20 protein-coding genes and 3 tRNA genes are annotated in these 16,880 nt (G+C 68.2%); 9 read left to right on the forward strand and 14 right to left on the reverse strand.

The genetic code is table 11. The features are described from left to right. Nucleotides 1–251: 251 nt before the first annotated feature. The gene (locus ABN034_RS18315; protein WP_349692193.1) at nt 252–557 is read left to right on the forward strand and encodes a hypothetical protein; all 306 of its coding nucleotides are present in this window, start codon (nt 252–254) and stop codon (nt 555–557) included. A 98-nt stretch (nt 558–655) separates the two neighbouring features. On the opposite strand, the gene rplA is transcribed toward ABN034_RS18315, so the two are convergent. The 5 genes from rplA to ABN034_RS18340 all read right to left on the reverse strand — a co-directional run bounded on the left by rplA (nt 656) and on the right by ABN034_RS18340 (nt 3,463). Continuing rightward, a complete protein-coding gene (rplA, locus tag ABN034_RS18320) occupies nt 656–1,369 on the reverse strand; it encodes a 50S ribosomal protein L1 (protein WP_349692194.1) in 714 nt (237 codons plus the stop codon). 85 nt (nt 1,370–1,454) lie between these two features. After that, nucleotides 1,455–1,886: a 50S ribosomal protein L11 gene (gene rplK, locus ABN034_RS18325; protein WP_349326693.1), complete on the reverse strand. Its 432-nt coding sequence runs from the start codon at nt 1,884–1,886 to the stop codon at nt 1,455–1,457. Nucleotides 1,887–1,950: 64 nt separating this feature from the next. Next, nucleotides 1,951–2,841 carry a transcription termination/antitermination protein NusG gene (nusG, locus tag ABN034_RS18330; RefSeq protein WP_349692195.1) on the reverse strand — a complete coding sequence of 297 codons (891 nt, stop codon included), beginning with the start codon at nt 2,839–2,841 and terminating at the stop codon, nt 1,951–1,953. 128 nt (nt 2,842–2,969) lie between these two features. Further along, entirely contained in the window at nt 2,970–3,230 is a 261-nt protein-coding gene (gene secE / locus ABN034_RS18335) for a preprotein translocase subunit SecE (RefSeq protein ID WP_349326690.1), read from the reverse strand. Nucleotides 3,231–3,390: 160 nt separating this feature from the next. Continuing rightward, nucleotides 3,391–3,463, reverse strand: a tRNA-Trp gene (locus ABN034_RS18340). A 415-nt stretch (nt 3,464–3,878) separates the two neighbouring features. Here ABN034_RS18340 and ABN034_RS18345 point away from each other — a divergent pair. The 3 genes from ABN034_RS18345 to ABN034_RS18355 are packed head-to-tail and all read left to right on the forward strand — an operon-like array spanning nt 3,879 to nt 7,321. Further along, the gene (locus ABN034_RS18345; RefSeq protein ID WP_349692196.1) at nt 3,879–5,207 is read left to right on the forward strand and encodes a pyridoxal phosphate-dependent aminotransferase; all 1,329 of its coding nucleotides are present in this window, start codon (nt 3,879–3,881) and stop codon (nt 5,205–5,207) included. A 9-nt stretch (nt 5,208–5,216) separates the two neighbouring features. Then, on the forward strand, nt 5,217–6,365 hold the full coding sequence (locus ABN034_RS18350) for an adenosine deaminase (RefSeq protein WP_349692197.1): 1,149 nt from the start codon (nt 5,217–5,219) through the stop codon (nt 6,363–6,365). Between the two features lie 20 nt (nt 6,366–6,385). After that, a complete protein-coding gene (locus tag ABN034_RS18355) occupies nt 6,386–7,321 on the forward strand; it encodes a phosphotransferase family protein (protein ID WP_349692198.1) in 936 nt (311 codons plus the stop codon). A gap of 135 nt (nt 7,322–7,456) precedes the next feature. On the opposite strand, the gene ABN034_RS18360 is transcribed toward ABN034_RS18355, so the two are convergent. The 7 genes from ABN034_RS18360 to ABN034_RS18390 form a co-directional block, all read right to left on the reverse strand. Then, nucleotides 7,457–8,509, reverse strand: coding sequence for a UDP-N-acetylmuramate dehydrogenase (locus ABN034_RS18360; protein ID WP_349692199.1), 1,053 nt, complete (start codon nt 8,507–8,509; stop codon nt 7,457–7,459). 20 nt (nt 8,510–8,529) lie between these two features. Then, the gene (locus ABN034_RS18365; RefSeq protein WP_349692200.1) at nt 8,530–8,988 is read right to left on the reverse strand and encodes a MaoC/PaaZ C-terminal domain-containing protein; all 459 of its coding nucleotides are present in this window, start codon (nt 8,986–8,988) and stop codon (nt 8,530–8,532) included. Beyond that, nucleotides 8,985–9,440 (reverse strand): FAS1-like dehydratase domain-containing protein, encoded by a 456-nt coding sequence (locus ABN034_RS18370; RefSeq protein ID WP_349692201.1) that lies wholly within the window; start codon nt 9,438–9,440, stop codon nt 8,985–8,987. Before ABN034_RS18370 ends, ABN034_RS18365 begins: the two co-directional genes overlap by 4 nt. Before the next feature lie 25 nt (nt 9,441–9,465). Next, complete coding sequence (gene rpmG / locus ABN034_RS18375) at nt 9,466–9,636, reverse strand: 50S ribosomal protein L33 (protein WP_349326683.1); 171 nt, start codon at nt 9,634–9,636, stop codon at nt 9,466–9,468. Between the two features lie 226 nt (nt 9,637–9,862). Next, a tRNA-Met gene (locus ABN034_RS18380) sits at nt 9,863–9,935 on the reverse strand. 36 nt (nt 9,936–9,971) lie between these two features. Further along, a tRNA-Thr gene (locus ABN034_RS18385) sits at nt 9,972–10,044 on the reverse strand. A 54-nt stretch (nt 10,045–10,098) separates the two neighbouring features. Continuing rightward, entirely contained in the window at nt 10,099–11,226 is a 1,128-nt protein-coding gene (locus ABN034_RS18390; RefSeq protein ID WP_349692202.1) for a glycerophosphodiester phosphodiesterase family protein, read from the reverse strand. Nucleotides 11,227–11,500: 274 nt separating this feature from the next. On the opposite strand from ABN034_RS18390, the gene ABN034_RS18395 reads away from it, so the two are divergent. Further along, nucleotides 11,501–12,376 carry an LLM class F420-dependent oxidoreductase gene (locus tag ABN034_RS18395; RefSeq protein WP_349692203.1) on the forward strand — a complete coding sequence of 292 codons (876 nt, stop codon included), beginning with the start codon at nt 11,501–11,503 and terminating at the stop codon, nt 12,374–12,376. A gap of 60 nt (nt 12,377–12,436) precedes the next feature. Here ABN034_RS18395 and ABN034_RS18400 read toward each other — a convergent pair whose 3' ends face one another. Both ABN034_RS18400 and ABN034_RS18405 read right to left on the reverse strand, forming a co-directional pair. Further along, entirely contained in the window at nt 12,437–12,583 is a 147-nt protein-coding gene (locus ABN034_RS18400; protein WP_349692204.1) for a hypothetical protein, read from the reverse strand. 177 nt (nt 12,584–12,760) lie between these two features. Beyond that, nucleotides 12,761–12,994 carry a DUF397 domain-containing protein gene (locus ABN034_RS18405; protein WP_349326679.1) on the reverse strand — a complete coding sequence of 78 codons (234 nt, stop codon included), beginning with the start codon at nt 12,992–12,994 and terminating at the stop codon, nt 12,761–12,763. A 603-nt stretch (nt 12,995–13,597) separates the two neighbouring features. Here ABN034_RS18405 and ABN034_RS18410 point away from each other — a divergent pair. The 4 genes from ABN034_RS18410 (at nt 13,598) to ABN034_RS18425 (ending at nt 16,715) form a co-directional block, all read left to right on the forward strand. Beyond that, nucleotides 13,598–14,446: a helix-turn-helix domain-containing protein gene (locus ABN034_RS18410; RefSeq protein WP_349326677.1), complete on the forward strand. Its 849-nt coding sequence runs from the start codon at nt 13,598–13,600 to the stop codon at nt 14,444–14,446. A gap of 2 nt (nt 14,447–14,448) precedes the next feature. Further along, nucleotides 14,449–14,652 carry a DUF397 domain-containing protein gene (locus ABN034_RS18415; RefSeq protein ID WP_349326676.1) on the forward strand — a complete coding sequence of 68 codons (204 nt, stop codon included), beginning with the start codon at nt 14,449–14,451 and terminating at the stop codon, nt 14,650–14,652. A gap of 1,209 nt (nt 14,653–15,861) precedes the next feature. After that, nucleotides 15,862–16,257 carry a hypothetical protein gene (locus ABN034_RS18420; RefSeq protein WP_349692205.1) on the forward strand — a complete coding sequence of 132 codons (396 nt, stop codon included), beginning with the start codon at nt 15,862–15,864 and terminating at the stop codon, nt 16,255–16,257. Between the two features lie 245 nt (nt 16,258–16,502). Further along, nucleotides 16,503–16,715: a cold-shock protein gene (locus ABN034_RS18425; protein ID WP_349326673.1), complete on the forward strand. Its 213-nt coding sequence runs from the start codon at nt 16,503–16,505 to the stop codon at nt 16,713–16,715. The last annotated feature ends 165 nt before the right edge of the window (nt 16,716–16,880 follow it).

Below are 16,880 nucleotides of genomic sequence, written 5' to 3' on the forward strand. Positions count from 1 at the left end.
GCACGTGGGTCGTGACGCACCCACCGGTCGATCCTCCTGAACGACCCGCTTCCAGGAGAGGAGGTCCGCACCGCGACCGGCCTCAACCCCAGCTGCGACTACGACGTGCCCTGAGTCGGTGCCCGCAGGGTCAACCGCGCCTGACCGAAGAACCCAGGGGAAACCATGGCCAAGCTCCGCACGGAGAGTTCCAGGTCGCGATCCCAGGCCCCGGCGATAGCGCTCCCACGAAAGCGTACGTCTTCGGTGGCGTGGACCTGACCAACGTGCCCAGCCGCAACGTCAAGGATGCCGAGTTCCGCAGGCGGTGGCCGGACACCGCGCAAGCGATGCGGAAAGCAGCCAGCGAAGCGACATTCGACGAGAGCACGCGGCGACTGCTGGTCGGCGGGCAGACGGTGTTCCAGCAGACATCGCCCGGTTCCTCGACTGACGAGAACCAACATCGAGACGCGCCTCCCCAGCTCCCTGCGGGCGTGTTCATCGCGCTCGCGGTCGGCCTCGGGTTCGTGCTACTGCACGCCCTCCTCTTCGTACGTACTGCAAGGAGGCGATGACAGGCGGCCCCGGGTCGGGATACACGAACGCCCCCGGCACGCGAGGGGCATTCGCGGCGGAGGGCGTTCGTAGCGAGGCGTCGAGACAGACCGCGCGATCAGGCGCTCGCGGCCTCCGCGTCCTCCACGGTCTTGGCGGGGTCGACCGGGATACCCGGGCCCATCGTCGTCGACAGGACGATCCGTCGAACGTACCGACCCTTCGACGACGACGGCTTGAGCCGGAGCACCTCGCCCAGCGCCGCGTCGTAGTTCTCGCCGAGCTGCTTTTCGGTGAACGACGCCTTGCCGATGATGAAGTGCAGGTTCGCGTGCCGGTCGACACGGAACTCGATCTTGCCGCCCTTGATGTCGGTGACGGCCTTGGTGACGTCAGGGGTTACCGTGCCGGTCTTGGGGTTCGGCATCAGGCCACGGGGACCGAGCACCCGGCCGAGACGACCGACCCGGCCCATCAGGTCAGGCGTCGCGACAACCGCGTCGAAGTCGAGCCAGCCACCCTGGATGCGTTCGATCAGGTCGTCGGAACCGACATGATCGGCGCCCGCCGCAAGCGCGTCCTCGGCCTTCTGGCCGACGGCGAACACGAGCACCCGGGCGGTCTTGCCGGTACCGTGCGGAAGGTTGACCGTCCCGCGCACCATCTGGTCGGCCTTGCGCGGGTCGACGCCGAGGCGCACGGCGACGTCGACGGTCTCGTCGAACTTCTTCCCCGCGCCTTCCTTCGCCAGCCGCACCGCCTCGCTGGGTGTGTACAACGCGTCCTTGTCGATCTTGGACTCGGCCGATCGGTAGGTCTTGCCGCGCTTCATGATTCTCCTCAGATTCCGTCAGGTGATGGGAGTTGTGGTGCGGGCCAGCGCGTGGCCCTCCCACGGGTGTGGCACCGGAACTGCCTCAGTCGTTGACCGTCACGCCCATGGAACGTGCGGTGCCTTCGACGATCTTCATCGCCGCGTCCATGGAGGTGGCGTTGAGGTCGGGCATCTTCGTCGTGGCGATCTCGCGCACCTGGTCGCGCGAGATCGACCCCACCTTGTCGGTGTGCGGCGTCGATGATCCCTTGTCGAGGCCGGCGGCCTTCTTGATCAGTTCGGTCGCCGGGGGGGTCTTGGTGACGAAGCTGAAAGACCGGTCTTCATAGATCGTGATCTCCGCCGGCACGACGTTGCCGCGCATCTGCTCGGTCGCGGCGTTGTAGGCCTTCGTGAACTCCATGATGTTGATGCCGGTTGGACCGAGCACCGTACCCACCGGTGGGGCGGGCGTAGCGGAGCCGGCCTGCAGCTGGAGCTTGAGGACGGAGGCGATCTTCTTCTTCGGGGGCATCTCGTCGGATCCTCTGTGGGTAGTACGTGGTCGCTGCGTTGTCCGTGGTTGACCGTACGACGGATCAGGACTTCTGGATCTGGTTGAACGACAGCTCGACCGGAGTCTCGCGGCCGAAGATCTCGACCAGGGCCTTGACCCGCTGGGCGTCGGGGTTGAGTTCGGTGATGGTGGCGTGCAGGGTGGCGAACGGCCCGTCGACCACCATGACCGAGTCGCCCACGGCGAAGTCGAGCACCTCGGCCTTCTTCTTCTTGGCGTCGGGCACCTTGGTCTCGACGACCACCGGCGCCAGCATCCCCTCGACCTCATCGAGGCCGAGCGGCACCGGCTGGTGGGCGTGGCCCACGAAGCCGGTCACCGACGGGGTGTGGCGGACGGCCGCCCAGGACTCGTCGGTGAGGTCCATCCGGACGAGGACGTAGCCGGGGAGGACGGTACGCCTGACCATCCGGCGCTGGCCGTTCTTGATCTCGGCCACTTCCTCCTGCGGGACGACGACCTCGAAGATGTAGTCCTCCATGTTGAGGGACTGGATGCGGTTCTCGAGGTTGCCCTTGACCCGGTTTTCCATGCCGGAATAGGTATGGATCACATACCAGTCACCCGGCTTGGCACGCAGCTCCGCGCGGAACTCGTCGAGAACGTCGTTGTTCTCGGTCGGTTCCTTCTCTTCCTCTTCGTCGGCAGCGTCGGCGGTTTCCATAGCGTCGGCGGTATCTGCGGCATCCGCACTGTCCGCGGCATCCGCCGCGTCCAGGCCGGCACCTGTGTCGAGGCTTGCCTCGTCGCCTTCGCCGGCGGCGCTTCCCGCCGTACCGGCCGCCTCGAACTCGCGGGCGTCGTCAGCGGAGGCCTCATCGACAGGCGCGCCACCCAGAGGGTTCTCGGCGGCGGCCGCCTGCTCCGACGCAGGACTCTCTTGGCCCTGGTTCTCGTCGTCGAGGTCGGACACTTTGGCACTCCGTCTTCTGTGAGCTTGGGTCTTCTGTGAGCTTGGGTCTTGCCTTGAGCTTGGTTGTGGTCGTACGGCGGTGGTGGTCGAAACCCGGCAGTGCTGGCTCGAAGGTGGGGTGTGCCTCGTCAGCCGAAGATCTTGAACGTCAGCCAACCGATCCCCAGGTCGAGGAGCGACACGATCCCGATCACGACGAGGACGAAGACCAGGACGACCAGCCAGTAGGTCGTGAGCTGCTCCCGCGTCGGCCAGATGACCTTGCGTAGCTCACCGACGACCTGCCGGTAGAAGAGGCCGATACGGGCGATGGGACCTCCGCCGTGTTCGCCACGCTTGTCCGGGCGAGCACGTTCCGGGGTCGCGGTCGACCCGCGCGTCTCGGTCACTGTTCGTCCTCACCGGTTCCTTCGAGCCCAGCCGGAAGCTCCGCCTGGGCGCAGCGGCCGCACATAGAAGGAACGAACGAGTGTCCCCCTTAGTGCGGTCCCTCGCGCATCACCCGCCGCGAGCGACACGCGCGACTCCGACCGTCACGGCCGAGGCCGGCAGGGCAGGAGGGACTCGAACCCCCAACCACCGGTTTTGGAGACCGGTGCTCTACCAATTGAGCCACTGCCCTTTGGAGGTCGTACGAACCGTCCGTGCACCATCTGCTGTGATGCTCGCGTTGGGCACACTTCGGAGAGGTCCTAGGACCACCAGAAGGACGAGTGTACGGGGTCCGCGTCCGCCCGGTCGAGCCGGCCCCACGCGGCCCAGGCCGCCGCAAACCCGTCATCTCGCGCGAAACACCGTCCACGCGAGTGGAGCTCCGAACCGCCCCTACCCGGACGTGCCGCCCACCTGCCCACGCCCGCCGGGGGCCCGCCTGCCACGCCCGCTGGCGCGCCCACTTGCCGCGTCCGCTGGCGCGCCCACTTGCCGCGTCCGCTGGCGCGCCCACTGCCGCGCTCGGTGCAGGCGCAGCGCAGGGACCGCGCGCCGGCCGGGGGTAGACGAGGTCCAGAGTGGACCGAAGTGCCACGATAAGGCTTATGACCAGCCCCGAGCGCGGCACCCACGACGAGGTGGCCGCAGAAGCCTCCCGCGCCGTCCCGACCCCCAGCCCTTCCCCCACGGCCGCGAAGACCTCGCACGACGGCCGTGCCACGAAGGTCGACCAGGGGCGGATCTCCAAGCGCGTCGATGCGATCGCGGAGTCGGCGACCCTGGTGGTCGACGGCAAGGCGAAGGCACTCAAGGCGGCAGGGCGGCCGGTCATCGGGTTCGGCGCCGGCGAGCCCGACTTCCCGACGCCCGACTACATCGTCGAGGCCGCCGTCGAGGCATGCCGCGACCCGCGCAACCACCGCTACACCCCCGCCGGCGGCCTACCCGAGCTCCGCGAGGCGGTCGCTGCCAAGACCCTGCGTGACTCGGCGTACGACGTGAAGGCCAACCAGGTCCTCGTCACCAACGGTGGCAAGCACGCGGTCTTCGCGGCGTTCACGGTCCTGCTCGACCCGGGCGACGAGGTGCTGCTCCCCGCGCCGTACTGGACGACCTATCCCGAGCCGATCGCTCTCGCGGGTGCGCGTCCCGTACCAGTGCTGACCGACGAGTCGCAGGGCTACCTGGTGAGCGTCGACCAGCTCGAGGCCGCCCGTACTCCGCGGACGAAGGCCCTGCTGATCTGCTCGCCGTCCAACCCCACCGGTGCGGTCTACCCGCCCGAACTGCTCCGCGAGATCGGCCGCTGGGCGCTCGACCACGGCATCTGGGTGATCACCGACGAGATCTACGAACACCTCACGTACGACGGTGTGAAGGCCACCTCGCTCCCGGTCGAGGTGCCCGAGATCGCCGACCAGTGCCTGGTACTCAATGGCGTCGCGAAGACGTACGCCATGACCGGGTGGCGGGTCGGCTGGCTGGTCGGCCCGGCGGACGTCGTGAAGGCCGCGGTCAACCTGCAGTCCCACACGACCGGCAACGTCAGCAACGTCGCCCAGCGGGCCGCGCTGGCGGCGGTGTCGGGTGACCTGTCGGCGGCGGCCGTGATGCGGGAGGCGTTCGACCGGCGGCGGAAGGCGATCGTCGGGCTGCTGTCGGAGGTGCCGGGGTTCACCTGCCCGACGCCCCTCGGCGCGTTCTACGCCTATCCGTCGGTGAAGGGCGCGCTCGGGAAACTCATCCGCGGCAAGCGACCCACGACGTCGGCGGAGCTCGCCGAGCTGATCCTCGACGAGGTGGAGGTCGCGGCCGTGCCGGGTGAGGCGTTCGGAACGCCGGGTTACCTGCGGTTCTCCTACGCCCTCGGCGACGACGACCTGCACGAGGGCGTCACGCGGATCCAGAAGCTGCTCGCCGAAGCACAGAACTGAGCGCGCGAGGTGCCGGCGCACGCGGACCGGGCCAGCCACGGGGGTGCGGCGCGTCCGCTCGACGCGCTGCCGAAGGCGCACCTGCACCTCCACTTCACCGGCTCGATGCGACACGAGACGCTGGTCGAGCTGGCCGACCAGCACGGCGTACGCCTGCCTGACGCCCTGCGGAAGGACTGGCCGCCGAAACTGCTCGCGACCGACGAGAAGGGCTGGTTCCGGTTCCAGCGTCTCTACGACGTGGCGCGGTCGGTGCTGCGCGGCGAGGCGGACGTACGCCGGCTGGTCCGCGAGACGGTCGAGGACGAGGCGGCCGAGGGCTCGGGCTGGCTGGAGATCCAGGTCGACCCGTCCGGTTATGGTGCGCGGTTCGGCGGGATCACGGCGTTCACGGAACTCGTGCTCGACGCGGCGCAGGACGCGTCCGCGCGCACGGGCGTCGGTGTGGCGGTCGTGATCGCCGCCAACCGGACCCGGCACCCGCTCGACGCCCGGACGCTCGCCCGGTTGGCCGTGCAGTACGCCGGCCGGGGCGTCGTGGGCTTCGGCCTCTCGAACGACGAACGCCGCGGCCGGCCGGAGGAGTTCGCCCGGGCGTTCGCGATCGCGGCCCGGGCAGGCCTCGGCAGCATGCCGCACGGCGGCGAGCTGTGTGGGCCCGACAGTGTGACGGGCTGCCTTGACGCGCTCGGCGCCACGCGAGTGGGGCACGGTGTGCGGTCGGCGGAGGATCCGGGCCTCGTGGAGCGGCTGGCGGGAGCCGCGTTGCCGCTCGAGGTGTGCCCGGCGTCCAACGTCGCCCTGGGTGTCTATCCCGATCCGGCGGCGATCCCCCTGCGGAAGCTGTACGAGTCGGGTGTCCAGATCGCGCTGGGGGCCGACGATCCGTTGTTGTTCGGCGTACGCCTCACCGGGCAGTACCAGCTCGCCCGGGAGCTGGGATTTGCCGACGCGGAACTCGCCGAGCTGGCCCGGATGTCGGTGCTCTCGTCGTACGCGCCCTCCGATGTGCGGGCCCGCCTGCTCGCCGGTGTCGACACCTGGCTCACCGACGAGTCGAACACCCACCGCTCGGCCCTGGCGCCGCACGCCCCATCCGGTGATCATGATCGTGATCATGAGACGTTCCGGGACGTAGGACACAGTTCCTCTTCATGATCACGGAGGCGGGGTGAGGGTTGGACTGGGCTGCTGAGCTGGGCAAGGTCGGCTTGACGGTAACCGGCCAGCTGGGCGCGGGCATGGACGGTGCGGTCTTCGCGCTCGCCGACGGGTCCGTCGCGAAGGTCTGGCGCCGGCAGGACGCCGCGACGCTGGCCCGGTTGCGGGACTTCTACGCACAGCTGGACGGCAGCGGCCTCCCCTTCGCCACGCCGATGATCCAGGAGATCCGATCGGTCGCGGGTACACCGGTCACGGTCGAACGCCGCCTCGAGGGCTGCCCGCTGAGCGAACGCATCGCTGGACGGGCGGACGGCGGGCATTCGGAGCGGGCGATGCGGACGTTCGTCGAGGTCCTCGCGGCTCTCCGAGAGGTCCCGGTGCCGTCGGCGGCGCGAGCCCTGGCCGTCATGGACGAACCCGAGCCGTTCTACGCCAGTTCGGACGACACGTGGCCGGCCGCCCTCGAACGCCTCGTGTGTCGACGCGTCGATGCGTTCGGGCCACCACTACGGCGAGCGGTCGCCGACCTCGACACGCTTCTCGACCAGGTGGTCGGCGCCCTTCGCGCGCTGCCGGATGGGGACCGCTCCGTCATCCACGGCGACCTGTGTACGCCGAATCTCCTGGTGGGCGACGAACCAGGCGACAACCTCGACGTGGTGAGTGTCCTCGACTGGGGCTACCTCAGCATGGTGGGCGATCCGGCGTTCGACGCGAGCCTCGCCGCCGGATTCTTCGACATGTACGGCGAAGACGCACGCGCGATCGACCAGACCCTCACCCGGTGGATCGCGGTCGAGTTCGGCTATCCGGTCGAGCTGCTGGCGTTGTACCGGGCGGTCTACGCGATCGCCGGCGCCTGTGCGTACGATCCGGTCGGTCGCGACGGGCATTTCGCGTGGTGCGTGGACCAGCTCCGCCGCCCCGACCTCCGCACGCTTCTGCGCTGACCCCTCCTGCCTTCCCGTGATCATGATCGTGATCATGAATGTCTTGCGGCCTCTACGTCGACAAACATTCATGATCACGATCATGATCACGGGACAGCGTCCGGCCTCTGCAGAGCCGGTGGAGGGCACGCTCGGCTAGATGGCGCAGCCGACAAGGACAGGTTCGTTGACCAGCTCGATGCCGTATTTCGTGCGGACGCCCTCACGCACCTCACGCGCCAACCGAAGCAGGTCCGTGGTCGCCGCCCCGCCACGGTTGGTCAGGGCGAGCGTGTGCTTGGTCGACAGGCGTACGACACCATCGCCGTGCCCCTTGCCGAACCCCGCCCGCTCGATCAGCCACGCGGCGCTCGTCTTGACCTGCCCGTCGCCCGACGGCCACCGCGGCGCGTCGACGGGCAGTGATGCCGCGATTTCGGCCGCCACGATCGGATTGGTGAAGAACGACCCGACGCTCCACGTGTCATGGTCGTCCGCGTCGAGCACCATGCCCTTGCCTCGCCGCAAGCCCAACACCGCGGTACGCACGTCGGCGAGCGGCGTGCGCTGGCCGATCTCGACGCCGAGCGTGCGGGCCAGTTCGGCGTACCGGACCGGCGCGCCCAGGTCACCCTTCTCGAGTTGGAACACCACCTCGAGCACGACATAGCGTTCCGGCGTCCGCTTGAACCGGCTCGTGCGGTAGCCGAAGCCGCAGTCGGCCACCGGGATCGTGCGTACGACCGAGTCGACGCGGTCCCATACCCGCACCTGCGCCAGCGTCTGCGCGACCTCCTGACCGTAGGCACCGACGTTCTGGATCGGAGCCGCTCCGACCAGGCCGGGGATGCCGGACAGCGCCTCGACGCCCACCCAGCCCTGTCCGATCGCGTGGACGACGAAGCTGTCCCAGTTCTCGCCGGCGCTGACGCGAACGGTGGCCCCGCCGCAGGCGCTGTCGGACTCGACCTGGATCCCTCGCGTCCGCACCTGGACGACCGTGCCGGGAAAGCCCTCGTCGGCCACCACGACGTTGCTGCCGCCGCCGAGGACGAGGACCGGTTCCCGTTCGGCGTCGCAGGCGCGGAGCACCTCGACCAGTTCAGCGGTGTCCTCGACCTCGACCAACCGCTTGGCCGGGCCACCGAGCCGGAGCGTGGTCAGCTCCGCGAGCGGGACGTCGAAGCGTTCGTACACAGGCCAGCCCAAGGTTGTCGAGTCGTGGATGATCAGGTGAGCCGGACGGTCGCCCGTGCGGCTCCGAGCACCTTCACCCCGTCGCCGGCCGGCTTGTCGCCGACCGGTTCCTCGGCGGCGAACGCGGTCAGGTCGACACGGACGAGACCGTCGTCGCCCCTGCTCACCACCTTCCCCCCGAAGCGAACCTCGACTCCCTCGTCGGTGTCCGGAACGACGACCGGACGGGTGAACCGGACCGAGTAGTCCACGATCCGAGCGGGGTCCCCCACCCAGTCGGTGAGCACTCGTGCCGCCGCCGCCATCGTGAACATTCCGTGGGCGATGACGTCCGGGAGGCCGACCTCGTGAGCGACCCGGGCGTTCCAGTGGATCGGATTGAAGTCGCCCGAAGCGCCCGCGTACCGCACCAGGTCGGAGCGCCGCACGGCGATCGTGACCGTGGGGAGTTCTGTGCCCGCCTCGACCGCGTCGTAGGTCAGCGTGCTCATGATGCCGCTCCGTCGGGCCGGTGGACGACGGTCGCCTGGGCCGTGCAGACCGGCGCGCCCTCCGCGGTGGTGATCTCGGTACGCGTGGAGATCAGGTCGGTGCCGGCGGCCTGGCGTACGCCGGCGATCGTGAGCGTGCCGACCAGCCGGTCGCCTGGGTGGATCGGCCGGGCGTAGCTGAACTTCTGGTCCGAATGCACGATCCGGTGAAGCGCCAGACCCGCCTCGGGGTCGGCGAAGAGGGCCTCCAGCAGGCCGAACGCCACGACGATCGGAAAGGTCGGTGGCGCGATCACATCGGGGTGACCCAGCGCCTTCGCGGCACCGGCGTCACGATATGCGAGATTTCCGTCACCGATCGCGTCGGCGAACTCGCGAATCTTCTCGCGGCCGACTTCGTACGGTGCTTCGGTGGTGTAGGTCCGCCCCACGAGGGCAGCATCGACGGGCATGACCGCGACCGTAGCGCGGAACGCCTCAGCGCGTCTCGCGGTGGGCCCGGTGGGCGCGGCAGCGCGGGCAGAACTTCTTCAGCTCGAGCCGGTCCGGGTCATTGCGGCGGTTTTTGCGCGTCAGGTAGTTGCGCTCCCGGCACTCGGTGCATGCCAGCGTGATCTTCGGGCGTACGTCGGAGCTTTTGCTAGCCACGGGATGCCTCTTGTGCTCGGTGGGACCAGGTTCCAGGGTTGGCCCTGGACTTCACGTGCCCCAGGGGGTTGCCCCCCTGGGCTAACACAGCGAGCACGGCGCAGCTGATCGAAGACCAGCAAGCAGCCCCACCCGCCACGGGGGTTCCAGGGGGTTGCCCCCCTGGGCTAACACAGCGAGCACGGCGCAGCTGATCGAAGATCAGCAAGCAGCCTCACCCACCGCGTAGCGGTGGCCGGACTTGAACCGGCGACACAGCGATTATGAGCCGCTTGCTCTACCGTCTGAGCTACACCGCCGCCGGACCGGGTGACCGCGTGAGCGGATCCGGCCAGAGCCCCAATACGGAATCGAACCGTAGACCTTCTCCTTACCATGGAGACGCTCTACCGACTGAGCTATTGGGGCGAGCGACAACCGAGGATACAAGAGCATCGATCGCGACCGGTAATCGGATGGACCTCACGCGCCCAGGTTGTTTCCGGCAAGGTCGACGAGCTCGCCGTCGGGACGGTGCAACGCCACGCTGTCGCCGCCCTTGCTGAAGACGGTGGAGGTCAGCCCGCTGTAGTAACGGCCGTCGGTGTGCTGGCCATGCCCGACATAGACGGCGAGGGTGCCACCGCCGGCGATCACCCGGTCCGGCCCGATCGGCAGCCGATAGCCCGGATCGTCCCGGAGGTACCAATCGCCGACGTCGACCGGCTCGGCGGTCAGGTTGCGCAGGACAACGTGCTCGCCTCCGTCGGGCACGTCTCCGACCACGCGTTCGATGACGACCGGGGCCGGACCCGGTACCGGGTCGCGGTTCTCCACCATTGCCCGTGCGACGGCTGGATAGTTCTGGATCAGCGCGTCGGCCCCCTGGGCAAGCAGCGAGGCAACGGCTACGGGGTCGTTCGGTGTCCAGAACCCGGTCTTCAGGCCCGCCGAGCGGATCCGCACGATGTCGCCGGGCCGCAGCCTGCGGTAGTTGGGGATGAAGTACTCCATCCAGCCGGCGAGCTCCCGCAGCGTCGCGTCGTCGGGGACGCGCTCGGTGATCCCACCGACCGGCACGGCGTGGTCGACCTCCCGTACGAAATCGGCGAGTACGTCGAAGTTGAACGACGTCACCTTCAGCCACCGGGCACGGTCGGGTGCGGTCAACCAGCCGCCGGGTGCGGTGCGCAGGACATCCGCGACCGCCTGCACCAGCCGCGGATGCCGGTCTGGGCTCTTCAGCTCCATCCAGAGGCCGAGGCCGTGGCCGCGGAAGACCCGGAGCGCCTCCCGCAGAGTCGGGATGTGCTCTCCCGCGAAGCGCTGATCGAACCACCCGCCCGCGTCGAGCATCCGCAGCTCGGCGAGGGTGAACTCGGCGACGTTCCACGTGGTCCGCTCGGGGAAGATCTCCGCGACGTTGGTCGTACGTTCCAGCGTCAGGTCATGGGCCAGCACCGGCACGCCGTCCTTGCTCAGCACAACGTCGACCTCGGCGAAGGTCGCACCCTGGGCGGCGGCCTCCCGCAGAGCCGTGAGCGTGTTTTCCGGTGCGGTGCCGGAAGCGCCGCGATGGGCGACGACCTCCACCTCACGTCTTGCCGGCACGGTAGTTCGAACGTCCGGATCTTCCCGCATTGACTGCATTCCTCCTGCCCCGGCCACGAAGGTCACAGCGTGACCGAGCCGGCGTACCGCCGTCCAGACCTGGCTCACGTGCTGGCCACGACTTTCCTCCATACAAGGCGTGGCCGCCGTGCCGGTGCGGGAACCTGGAGCACACCCGGGAATCTCGGCGTTCGAGAGTGGCAGCGGGAACCGCGCGGCCTGGAGGCCGTGGCGACCGCGATGGCACGACCGAGTTCTGGTAAACCTCGAGGGCATGCGCATCGGAGTGGTATTTCCACAGACCGCGATCGGGGCTGACCGGGGTGCGATCCGCGCGTACGCACAAGGCGTGGGCGAGCTCGGCTACAGCCACCTTCTTGCCTTCGACCACGTGCTGGGCGCCGACCCTTCCCAGCATCCCGGCTGGTCAGGTCCTTATACGCACGTGAGCACGTTCCACGAACCGTTCGTGTTGTTCGGCTACGTCGCCGGGATCACGTCCCTCGAACTGGTCACCGGCGTCATCGTCCTGCCCCAACGCCAGACCGCTCTGGTCGCCAAGCAGGCCGCAGAGGTCGACATCCTCACCGACGGCCGGTTCCGCCTGGGCGTGGGTATCGGATGGAACGCCGTGGAGTACGAAGCTCTCGGGGAGGACTTCCGCACCCGTGGACGCCGGATGGACGAGCAGATCGACGTGCTCCGGCGACTCTGGACGGAGCCGGTCCACACCGTCGAGGGCCGGTACCACCGGATCACCGCGGCCGGGATCGCGCCACTCCCTGTGCAACGGCCGATCCCGATCTGGCTGGGCGCTCAGAGCGCTCCCCGGTCTCTCCGACGGGCGGGGCGGCTCGGTGACGGCTGGATGCCGCAGTTCCAGCCTGGTACGCGCGAGTTCGAGGACGCGATCGCCCACGTCCACGAGGGGGCCCGGGAGGCAGGCCGCGATCCGGCCTCCCTCGGCATGGAGGGCCGGCTCTCGGTCGACCGTACGACCGTGGACGACGTCGCCGAGAACGCCCGCCGATGGCGGGACGTGGGCGCGACCCACCTCTCGATCAACACGATGGGCGCCGGGCTCAGCAGCGTCGACGAGCACGTCGACCTGCTCGGACAGGTCGCCTCAGCCGTCACGCTGAGCCGCTGAGCCGGCGGAGTCACGAAACCTCCGCCAACCGAACCGCTGGCCTCTGCCGAGCAGGAGGGCTCAGCGGCGGCCTCGGCGTACGACGGCGGCGATGGCGGCCGACCCGCCGAGCAGCAGCATCAACATGCCGGTGATCTTGAGCCCTCGACGGGAGGACCCGCGCGACGACAGCGGCCTGCGTGCCGCACGCCTGTTGAATACGGGCATCGTCCACCTCTTTCGGGTCGCAGCGATTGCTGGATCTTCGAGGTATGCCCGCGGTCATGGTCGCCGCCGTCGCCCAGCGAGGGTGAAACACGAGCAGCCGCAGGCAGGGGCGGCGTGTCGTGGCGGCCACCACGCCGGTCAGTGCCGGCCTGTAGCCGTCCGGCAGCCCAGCCTTGCTCAGCTCCCCGCGTCGTCGAACTCACCCTTCTTGGCTCCGTCGAGGAAGCACTCCCACTCGTGGTGGTCATAGACGAGGACCCGGTTGCTCGCTTCGCCACCCACGCGCATCAGGACCCACGATCCGACGAACCCCACTTCGATGCTTCCGGCGGAGTTGCCCGAACGATGCCAGTCCACGGTGTCGAGGTCGATGCCGAGTTCGTCGACCGTCGGTTTCCGCCGTGCGTTCACGTTGTGCCCCTTCATTCGCCCGGTCTTCGTGGCCCCGCGTTGCGTTCGGGCGCCTGCCACCAGCGCCGCGTCGGGCGTCAGCCAACTATTAGACCCTCGCCACGCGTCGTAACCACGTGCCAGGGGTGGTACGACAACGGCCGACTCGCCATGGCGTGCGCCACGTGACGCCGCCACCCGCCCCGCCGCGCGGCGATCTGGCCGATCCGGGGCCCGCGTCGTAGGGTCATCCCGCCCTGGTCACGCGCCGTCACCACGCAACGTGCTCGCGTGCGAGCCGAAGGTCGTCGACTGGGCACGTCGGGGGCAGGCCGCCGGAGCCACCGGGCCACCCCTGGTGCCGATGTCGGCGGGCAACTGTCGGCGACAACGTCCGACACGGGGCACGGAAGGCACGGTGCAGCACCGAATGGTGGCCAGAATTTGCCGGACTTCACCTCCGGCGAGATCAACTTTGCGGCACGCTAGCACAAGACAATCCGCGCACTCCGCGAGTCGGGATCTTGGACAGACGCACTTGTGATTCACAAGTTAAGGGAGCAGTATGATGCGTGCGACGTCCTGTCAAGAGGTAGAAGCCGGCGCGAACGAAGGAGGGCCTAGGTGAGCGACGCCTACGGCGCCACCATCGCGAAGCGCCGGCTCTCACGCAGGCTCACCGAGCTGAGAATCGCCAGTGGCTACACCGCCAACCAGGTCTGTGACCGGCTGAACTGGGGACGCGGCAAGGTTGGGCGCTTCGAGTCCAACCAGTGGGTCCGGCCGGAGATGAGCGACATCCGCGACCTGCTCCGGATCTACGGCGTCGACGAGGACGAGGCGAAGGAACTCGAGGACCTCGCCTCCCTGGCCCGCAAGCGTGCGTGGTGGCGCGACTACAACGACGTCTGGGCCAACGAGTTCCCCGGCTACGAAGACGACGCCGCACGCATCTGCACCTACACCCCACTGATCCTGCCGGCATATCTGCAGACGCCTGCGTACATGGAGGCGCAGATGCGGCTGACCACACAACCGTCCGCGTGGCGCAACCGCGCCGTGGGCGCGCGGTTGCGGCGCCAGGAAATCTTCGACCGGACGGACGGCACCGCGCCCGAGTTGGTGGCGGCCATCACCGAGGCATCCCTGATGTACCGCTGGGGATCATCTGCCGAGCGACGTTCCCAGGTCAATCACCTGGTGGAGATGAGTCGCCGCGAAGGGATAGAGATTCGCCTGCTCAGGTTCGCCGACGGCCCGCATCCCGGGATGGGTGGACCCATCAACATCTTCGAGTTCCCCGGCGGTGAGCCCAGCGTGGCTTACGTCGAGACCGACTTCGCCCTCCAGGAGGTGAGCAAGCCCAAAGAGATCGACGCGTACGTACGGGTTTTCAACCAGGCCCGCGCCGCGGCGTTGGAACCAACGGCGACCACGGCGCATCTAAAACAACTCGCGGAAACGCTGGAGTGAGCATGATCGACCTGTCTCAGGCTCAGTGGCGGAAGGCCAAGCGCAGTGGTGCGAACAACGGAGGCTGTGTGGAGATCGCAGCCAACCTGCCCGGTGTCGCGGCAGTTCGCGACAGTGTGCATCCCGACCGAGGCGCACACGTCGTGGACCGAGGTACGTTCGCGGCCTTCCTAGAAGACGTGAAGGCTGGTCGCTACGACCTCTAGGTCGAGCAGATCCGCCCTCGCACAGAGCAGATCCCCCCGGAGCGCAGATCCGGGGGGATCGCTGTTTCTACGCCCTGTCTCAGCGGGCAGATGATCACCTTACAACGACCGGCAACGGACAATGAAGTGGTGAGGACACAGCGCATCTGAGACGGGGCCGGCCACTTCCCCTCGCCATGGGGTGCGCTGCCAGCGTTTCACTGCCGTGACCTCGGCGTATGCCGCCATCCGCCCTCGCGAGACGACGACATCACCGGGGCGTCGACCAACCTGCTCAACGCGACCCGCCGCTCCATGGCCTTCGCCCTCAGCACTTCAGGTCGACTACGCAACGCAGCCGTACGACTCCACTACTAATTAGTCACATTCCTTCTCAGCTTGTGATTGTCAAGGACACGATTCGTGCCATACGCTTCGGTATGTGTGATTCACAGATTCCAAGACAGGAAGTTCCAAGACGTGAACTTCCGAGACGGGAAAGGCGGAGGCGCATGTTGCAACGACGACACGGCCGTGACCAGGCCTTGACCCGCCCTCCCGTCGCGGAGTCGCACCACAGCACCTGGGGACCACTCTCGTTCGTAGCCAGGAAACCGCTTTCTACGGCCAGAAATCGGAGTCTCACTCCAGGCCGATCAGAGCGGCGCTCCGCCCGCACCGCGTCCGGAGCGGGCCATGAGCCAACCAGTCGCCCCCGCACGCAACGGCCGACGGCAGCCGGCTGTTCGCTCGACCCCTGACACGCGCATGTGCGATCCGGATCCTCAGACCTCGGAAACGGAGCATCAGATGAGCAGCTCGGTTGATCTCGGCGCCACCCAGTCGGGATCCCTCCGACCCCTGATCGTGACGCATGTGCCTGGTATCGGGCGGGTCGAGTGGTCCCAGACAGAACTCTCCGCGCATGCCGGCCTCCTGAACCGTACGCATGTGCCGGACCACGCGCCCACGGGTTTCGGTAGCCGCTGGTTCCGCCTGCCGGTGTCGCGATCCCACCGCCAGCCCGCCTGCTGCGTGTCATGCGCGCTCGACTGGCCGTGCCCTGAAACCCGCTGGGCGTCCTCCTGGCTCTCGACGAAGCAGCGCCTCCTACGAGCTCTCACCCATCAGCCCCGCAGGTAACGCCAGTCAACCCAACCCGCGGCGTAGGGGGACAGCTCCCAAAGCCGCATCGACCGCACCGCAGCGACGGAGGGAGACCGGTCGACAATGGCCGCCATTCACGAGCTCTCACGGGACAACGTGAGTGTGCAACGCGCCGTGGATTTCGAGGATCTGGTAGCCGCGGCGCGGATCCTGGTCCGCGTCCACGAAGCAGACAGCCTCGGCGTCGGGGTGCGCTGGCAGTGGGGCGTCATCCCGGTCCTCTACAGCAAGAAGCGCGCCTGCATCGTGTGCCATGGCGTGTGGCCCTGCTGGCGCGCACGCTGGGCAGCATCGACACTCTCGACGCTTGACGGGGTGTGGCGCGAGATCACCGGTGAGGACCTGGCCTCGGAGTACGGCTACACGGCACCTCCCGAGCAGCTCGCAACGCTGTACGAAGCGCAGCCGTGGCAGGCCGAGGAAGCCTCCGATCCCGGCCTGGACCGCCGGGCAGGGTAGCGCGTCACCGCATTCGCAACGCCGCGTTTCCTGGTGTCGTCGCCACTTCCGCCGCAAGGCGGCTACCATGGGTAGTGGTTGCAAGTTTCTGTGTACGTGTTGGCCCTGTTCTTTCACGCCCGCGGAAAGTCGATGCGGGCCTTTGCCTTGCCAGGAATGGTGGGCGCTCCGCCGCTCGAGAGTGACCAGCAGGTCCGTAAGACCACGGATCCGCTTCCACCACACCTGTTCAGGAGAAGTACGAAATGACGCAGGGCACCGTGAAGTGGTTCAACCCAGACAAGGGTTACGGCTTCATCACCCCGGACGACGGCGCGAAGGATGTCTTCGTCCACTTTTCAGAGATCGTCGGCGGCGAGACCTCAGGATTCCGCACCCTGGAGGAGAACCAGCGGGTGGAGTTCGAGGTGACGCAGGGGACCAAGGGACCTCAGGCGAGCCAGGTTCGCCCACTCTGATCCACTCGGACCCGCCATCGGGCCGCCCTTCTGCGACGGCCCGGTGGCGGGTTCGTCTTTTCGGCCCGTACGTTCGGGCTCCGGTGGCAGGTTCCGCGTCACCGGGCGCGTCCCATGAGGGCTCGGCGCCGCGGGGACGCCAGGTCTGATTCCCGCCGGCTGTGG

The organism is Actinopolymorpha sp. B11F2, assembly GCF_040195635.1.
Classification (GTDB): Bacteria; Actinomycetota; Actinomycetes; order Propionibacteriales; family Actinopolymorphaceae; genus Thermasporomyces.